This is a genomic window from Acidiplasma cupricumulans, assembly GCF_001402935.1.
GTDB lineage: Archaea > Thermoplasmatota > Thermoplasmata > Thermoplasmatales > Thermoplasmataceae > Acidiplasma > Acidiplasma aeolicum.
In genome coordinates this window covers 1-5841 of the sequence record NZ_LKBH01000193.1, presented here as the reverse complement: position 1 = coordinate 5841, position 5841 = coordinate 1, and the positions used below count along the sequence as shown (strand labels likewise).

Here is a 5841-nt window from a genome sequence, read left to right as displayed (position 1 = left end):
TAATTATTAATAAATGAGTATTGCTAACAGGATTGGTGATATAGCCTCAAATCTTTATGAAAACGCCCTTCTGGCTGAAATTAAAAAGGACAGGGTACCAAATCATCTTGGAATAATAACAGATGGCAACAGGAGGTACGCCAGATCCATCGGTTTATCCGAAAATGAAGGGCATGTAAGGGGAAAGGACAAGCTTGAGGAGGTGCTTGACTGGGCCATGGAGGTTGGCATAAAGGTTGTTACGGTTTATGCATTTTCAACGGAGAATTTTAAGAGGAAAAATGATGAGGTTAATTTCCTTTTTAAATTAATAAACGATTCATTAAATGATCTTTTAAGGGATGACAGAATATACAAAAACGAAATAAGGGTTAATGTAATAGGTGAATTATCATCACTTCCTGAATACTTAAGAAACACCATTATTAATGTTGAAAATACCACCAAGAAGTTTTCAAGATTCAGGTTCAATCTGGCAATAGGTTACGGTGGAAGGCAGGAAATAATTAATGCTGTTAAAATGATAGCCAATGATGTATGTAAGGGTAAGATTAATGCTGATGATATCGATGAAAAAATGTTCAGAAATTATCTTTATGATAATACACTCCCAGATCCTGATCTAATTTTAAGGACAAGCGGTGAGGAAAGAATCTCAAATTTCCTCCTTTGGCAGGCAGCGTATTCAGAACTTTACTTTGCAGATGTGAACTGGCCTGAATTAAAAAAGGTGGATTTTTTAAGGGCGATATTGTCATATCAGTCAAGAAAAAGAAGATTTGGTAGATAAAAATGTACATAGCTGTGGATGATACCGATAGCCAGAACGAAATGTGCACAACGTATATAATATCACAGATTGCCAGAAAAACACATTATGATATAATAGGATATCCGGAGCTTGTCAGGCTTAATCCAAATATAAGCCATAAAACAAGGGGCAATGGGGCCCTTAATATAAATATAGGTACAGGAGCCGGAAAAAAAATTATTATAGGCAGAATAAACGGTAATAATATATATGCATATGAAAAACTCATTTCAGAGCCTGAACCTGAGGAGCTTATGAATTTTGCATCGGGCATTGTTGAGGATTTTTATGTTAAAAATAGTGAAAATACAAATCCGGGAATAGTCATATCAAAGATTAGATTCGATTCACAGATATATGAGAGGGCCCTTCAGGAGGATATTTCAGTAGCATCAATTGAGGCATTCCTCGAAAAAAGGGCAGCTTACAAAAAAATAAGAACCGGCCATGGAATAATAGGTGCCACAGCATCACTTGGCTGGAATAAAAAACGTGTGACCTATGAGCTTCTGGATTATAAGTATCCACATTATGGAATTATGGATAAAAGTATAAAAATGGAGATAGCAAAAATACCAGAAAAATATGATTCAACCTTTAATAATATAGATTATAAGAACGATTACCCTGCCATATTCCCAAAATTCAAAACACCGGTTATATTCGGTGTAAGGGGAATAAAGCCCTGCGATTTGCTTGGCATATATGATGAAATAAAAAATAATTTTGAAATAAATGATGAGGGCTTCATAATTTATGAAACAAACCAGGGTACGGATGATCATATAATTTATGATCCTGAATTTCTATCTGACCTTGGTTCCTATTCAGTATCAGGCATAATATCATCATATCCATATATAATCCAGGGTGGTCATTATTTCATAAAAATGAAATACAGGGACTATGAAATAAATCTTGCAGCGTTTGAACCAACAAAGGAATTTAGAAAAATTGTTAATGCGCTTATACCAGGAGACCTTGTAAGGGCCTATGGTTCATTCGATAATGGCACATTAAAGCTTGAAAAAATAAAGATATTAAAATTATCCAGGGAATATATTAAGGAACCACCCATATGTCCTGACTGCGGCATTAAAACCAGATCCAAGGGGAAGATGGATTACAGATGCCCAAGATGCAAAAAAAGGTATAAAAATCCGGAGATAGTTGAAATAAAAAGAAATATATCTGAGGGTTTTTATGAGGTACCGGTTATAGCCAGAAGGCACCTTTCAATGCCATTAAAGCTTGCAGGTCATTTCGGGGTGGTCTGAACGATATGCATTACTGGAATACCGGCAACCGGGAAAACAACGTTATGTAAGATGCTCAATTACAGTGGCATACAATGTGCATCCCTTAATGAGGTATTAAAAAACACAGGGATAATTAGTGATGGCATTGTGGACATAGACCAGCTGAGAAGGCTTGAACTTAAATATGATGTTGTTGAATCTCACTATTCCCATATGATTCATTGCAAATATGTGATTATAATTAAGGATGATGAAAATATTTTAAGAAAAAGAATGGAGCAGCGTGGTTATGGCAATGAAAAAATAAACGAGAACATTGAGGCACAGAGGTCCGATATAATATATTATGAGGCGCTGGACCTGCTTCCAGAAAATCATATATTTACTGTTAATGCCAGTGGGATGGATATTAATGAATTATATGGCACTGTTAAAAAACTAATAAATGAACTGCTCAAAAAATAATTATATAAGTTAACATTTAATTATTATGTATAACTGTGAGGAAATTAAAAGCCTAAACATAAAATATATGGACAATACTGAAAGACAGCTTACACCTGATGAAATAAAATCAATATGCAACATGGCAAATGATAATGATATTTCAATAGAAATGCTTTTAAAAAGAATAGAACCGAAGCCGGTAAGATATGTTGAGATTAACGTACCACCATATACGCCTGCAATAAAGGATGGTAAATTAACAAAACCAATGCCACCCTATTAAATTATTTGTCCATTTTTTTCTTCAGCTCGTTTATTTCCTCCTGTATGCCCTTATCCAGTGGGTTTTTTCTTGCCTTTTCCTCAAGTTCCTGAATTTTCATCTCTATGCTTTTCTTTTTTCTGTTTAAATCTCTCTTGCCTAGCCCCATGGATAAAGAATATACTTTAAGTATAAAAATATTACATGGTTTCTATAAAAAATCTTAAGGAATGGGTAAATCATTTATATCTAAATCCTTTAATGGCAAATAGTTTACTATATAGAAAGCATAAAATACCAGTTACGTATTAAAATATGATATAAATGGAAAGCATTAAGGCCTACGACGTCTGGAGGGAATTCATTAGGACATGGAAGACATGGTACAGGGCATCTGAGAAAAATCTGTTATCCCTTGGAATGTCAACTGTAGAGTATAGAATACTAAAAAACCTGCTTGAACGCGGCCCGTTGCCAATGATTGAGCTCGCAAATATAAATATGGTGACCCAGGGCTGGATCACAGGTGTTATTGACAAGCTCGAAAAACTGGGATATGTAAGAAGGGAGAGAAGTTCAGAGGACAGAAGAATAATAAAGATACAGATTACAAGTAAGGGAAAGGATGAATATATGCGTGTTGAGGAATTACACATAAAATTCATTGAAAATACATTAAGAGATTTTAACGATGAGGAGAAGTATAATATGATAAGATTCCTCAAAAAAATCCAGGAGAATGTGGAATAATTTAAATGATTTTCATTCAATACTTTTTTTAAAAGAATTAATTCATATGGCAAAAATTATAACTAATGTTTAATTATGTAGATAATTATGGTTTATAATGAGATTTATTTAATTATATTAATCGTATTTTCATGGATATTTATAATACTATACCTTTCCCCGCACATAAATAAAACCAGGCATTTTTCAACAATGGGGCCTGCATTAATGATTAAATCCACACATAACCGTGGTATACTTGATGCCATATCCAAACATTTCCCGGGAAAGACATTTGGCAAAATATCTGATGTTTTGGTGGTTCTTGGAGGTTTAACAGCATTCATAATGCTTTTATATGAGGCCATACTGCTTACCATAGTTCATGTGCCAACCAGTGAGGCCCCACCATTAAATGAATATCTTGCAATTCCATTAATAAATCCCCTGATACCGCTGGGTTATGGCACAGCATCACTTGTATTTGCAGTGGTAATCCATGAAACATTCCACGGAATAGTTGCGAGAAAGCATGGAATAAAGGTTAGCAGCGTTGGCGCTTTATTCTTTGTCATACCTGTTGGTGCGTTCGTTGAGCCTGATGAAAAGGAGATAATGGATGCAGATCCCGTTATAAGAAGGAGGATAATAGCTGCGGGTCCGGGCATAAATATAGTTATAGCATTTATAGCATTAATGCTTTTAATTTTTGTTATGATGCCACTCGCACCACCGGTTCACAGCGGCGTTTATATCCAGGAATCAGAAAATGCACAGATACCCCATGGTTATGAAATAATAAAATATGGGAATATTTCAGGTTCTGCACTAAACAACCTGGAAACAGATTCATATTTAAAACCGGGAATGGAGAATATTGTACTTTACAACGGCACCACGGTAAATAAAAGTGTTCTTACCGGAGTTTTTATATCACAGATAATTTCAGGGTTTCCGGCTGCTGCGGCCCATGTTCCATCTGATTCTGTAATATTAAGCATTAACGGTTCAACAATATATAACATCAATACACTTGGAAACGTTCTTGATAAAATAAAGCCGGGAACAAATATTACAATGGAAATAATGACTTTAAATGGAAAGACAGATAATTACACACTTAAAACGGTATCAACTTACAGTTACTATGAAAAGGATGACCCTGCTGCAAATAAAAATATATATAAAAATGAGAGTTTTATAGGTGTTGGCATAACATACTCCGGACTTGATTACATACCATTAAAGGAAATGCGTGGGCTTATATTTGGCTCAGCCCTCTTTGGGCCCCAATTTTTTGATGTTCTTGGCCTTCCTGTTCTTGGGCTTTCACCGGTACCATATAACCTTGCGCACCTGTTTTCAACACCATTTAATAACTATATATACTTTGGATTGGTTAATTCTCTCTACTGGTTATTCTGGATAGATTTCCTTCTGGGAATAATGAATGCACTGCCTGTTGCAGTGTTTGATGGTGGCCAATTTTTCAGGGATACCTTAATGATAGCATCCAGAAGGGAGAGATTCAGCTTCCTTAAAAATGAAAAAACACTTACAAAGATATATTATGGTCTTGCGCTGTTCATAATAATGCTTCTGTTTTATATAATAATAATACCAAGAGTGATTTAAATTTTTTATATTTCTGATAAATATTTTTTTAATGTGTTAAAGAATATATCAGGTTTATCAAGATGCACACAGTGGCCGGCGCCATCAATCTTTATAAACTGCGATGATGCGATAAGATCGTGGTATCTCATACCATGATTTATTGGAACCACGCTGTCATTGCCACCCCACAGGATAAGCACAGGCTTATTTATTTTGTTCAATTCCTTAAGTATATGATCAACGCCCAGGCCACCAATTATTATTACCGCTTCAATATTTTCAGGATAATCTATTAAAGCCTTTAATGCACTGCCCGCCGAGACAGATGGTGCTATTATATATGTTAAGCCGGCGTAAACGGCATCTGAAAAATCCTTAATGAATCTTGCACCTGCTGCAGGATTTGAACCAAAATTGTATTTTGGATTATACTCTGACTTTCCAAAACCCGGATAGTCCGGGGCATACACATTAAATCCCCATTGCCCCAGTTTCCTTAATGCATCAATGCCTGACCATGAGGATGAATCCTTTTTGGAATCATGAAGCAAGATAAAGCTCCTCTGAAGGCCCCTGCCATAGCTAAGATAAAAAACATTTTTTCCTGATAAATTCATTGTATTTTGCTCAACTTCCATATTTTATGGTATTAAATAATTGTTAAAAACCATTGTTAATTTTTTTATGCCTTAAATTTTTGATTTATATAACTATAT

8 protein-coding genes are annotated in these 5841 nt (G+C 35.0%); 6 read left to right on the top strand and 2 right to left on the bottom strand.

Annotated features, from left to right (window positions below):
- Positions 1-13 precede the first annotated feature (13 nt).
- Genes uppS through AOG55_RS05670 form a run of 4 tightly spaced genes read left to right on the top strand, consistent with a single transcriptional unit; the run spans position 14 to position 2800 of the window.
- Positions 14-790 (top strand): polyprenyl diphosphate synthase, encoded by a 777-nt coding sequence (uppS, locus tag AOG55_RS05685; RefSeq protein ID WP_054963820.1) that lies wholly within the window; start codon positions 14-16, stop codon positions 788-790.
- A gap of 2 nt (positions 791-792) precedes the next feature.
- Entirely contained in the window at positions 793-2088 is a 1296-nt protein-coding gene (locus AOG55_RS05680) for a tRNA(Ile)(2)-agmatinylcytidine synthase (RefSeq protein ID WP_054963821.1), read from the top strand.
- 3 nt (positions 2089-2091) lie between these two features.
- Entirely contained in the window at positions 2092-2535 is a 444-nt protein-coding gene (locus tag AOG55_RS05675) for an AAA family ATPase (RefSeq protein WP_084779410.1), read from the top strand.
- Positions 2536-2560: 25 nt separating this feature from the next.
- Positions 2561-2800: a hypothetical protein gene (locus AOG55_RS05670; protein ID WP_048101637.1), complete on the top strand. Its 240-nt coding sequence runs from the start codon at positions 2561-2563 to the stop codon at positions 2798-2800.
- A 1-nt stretch (position 2801) separates the two neighbouring features.
- Here AOG55_RS05670 and AOG55_RS09575 read toward each other — a convergent pair whose 3' ends face one another.
- Positions 2802-2948, bottom strand: a complete 147-nt coding sequence (locus AOG55_RS09575) for a hypothetical protein (RefSeq protein WP_169749788.1) — start codon at positions 2946-2948, stop codon at positions 2802-2804.
- A gap of 155 nt (positions 2949-3103) precedes the next feature.
- Here AOG55_RS09575 and AOG55_RS05665 point away from each other — a divergent pair, with 155 nt between their 5' ends.
- Together AOG55_RS05665 and AOG55_RS05660 are read left to right on the top strand one after the other, a co-directional pair.
- A complete protein-coding gene (locus AOG55_RS05665; RefSeq protein ID WP_054963823.1) occupies positions 3104-3529 on the top strand; it encodes a MarR family winged helix-turn-helix transcriptional regulator in 426 nt (141 codons plus the stop codon).
- Between the two features lie 87 nt (positions 3530-3616).
- Positions 3617-5143, top strand: coding sequence for a site-2 protease family protein (locus tag AOG55_RS05660; RefSeq protein ID WP_048101639.1), 1527 nt, complete (start codon positions 3617-3619; stop codon positions 5141-5143).
- Between the two features lie 5 nt (positions 5144-5148).
- Here AOG55_RS05660 and AOG55_RS05655 read toward each other — a convergent pair whose 3' ends face one another.
- Complete coding sequence (locus tag AOG55_RS05655) at positions 5149-5763, bottom strand: alpha/beta fold hydrolase (protein WP_048101640.1); 615 nt, start codon at positions 5761-5763, stop codon at positions 5149-5151.
- Between the last annotated feature and the right edge of the window lie 78 nt (positions 5764-5841).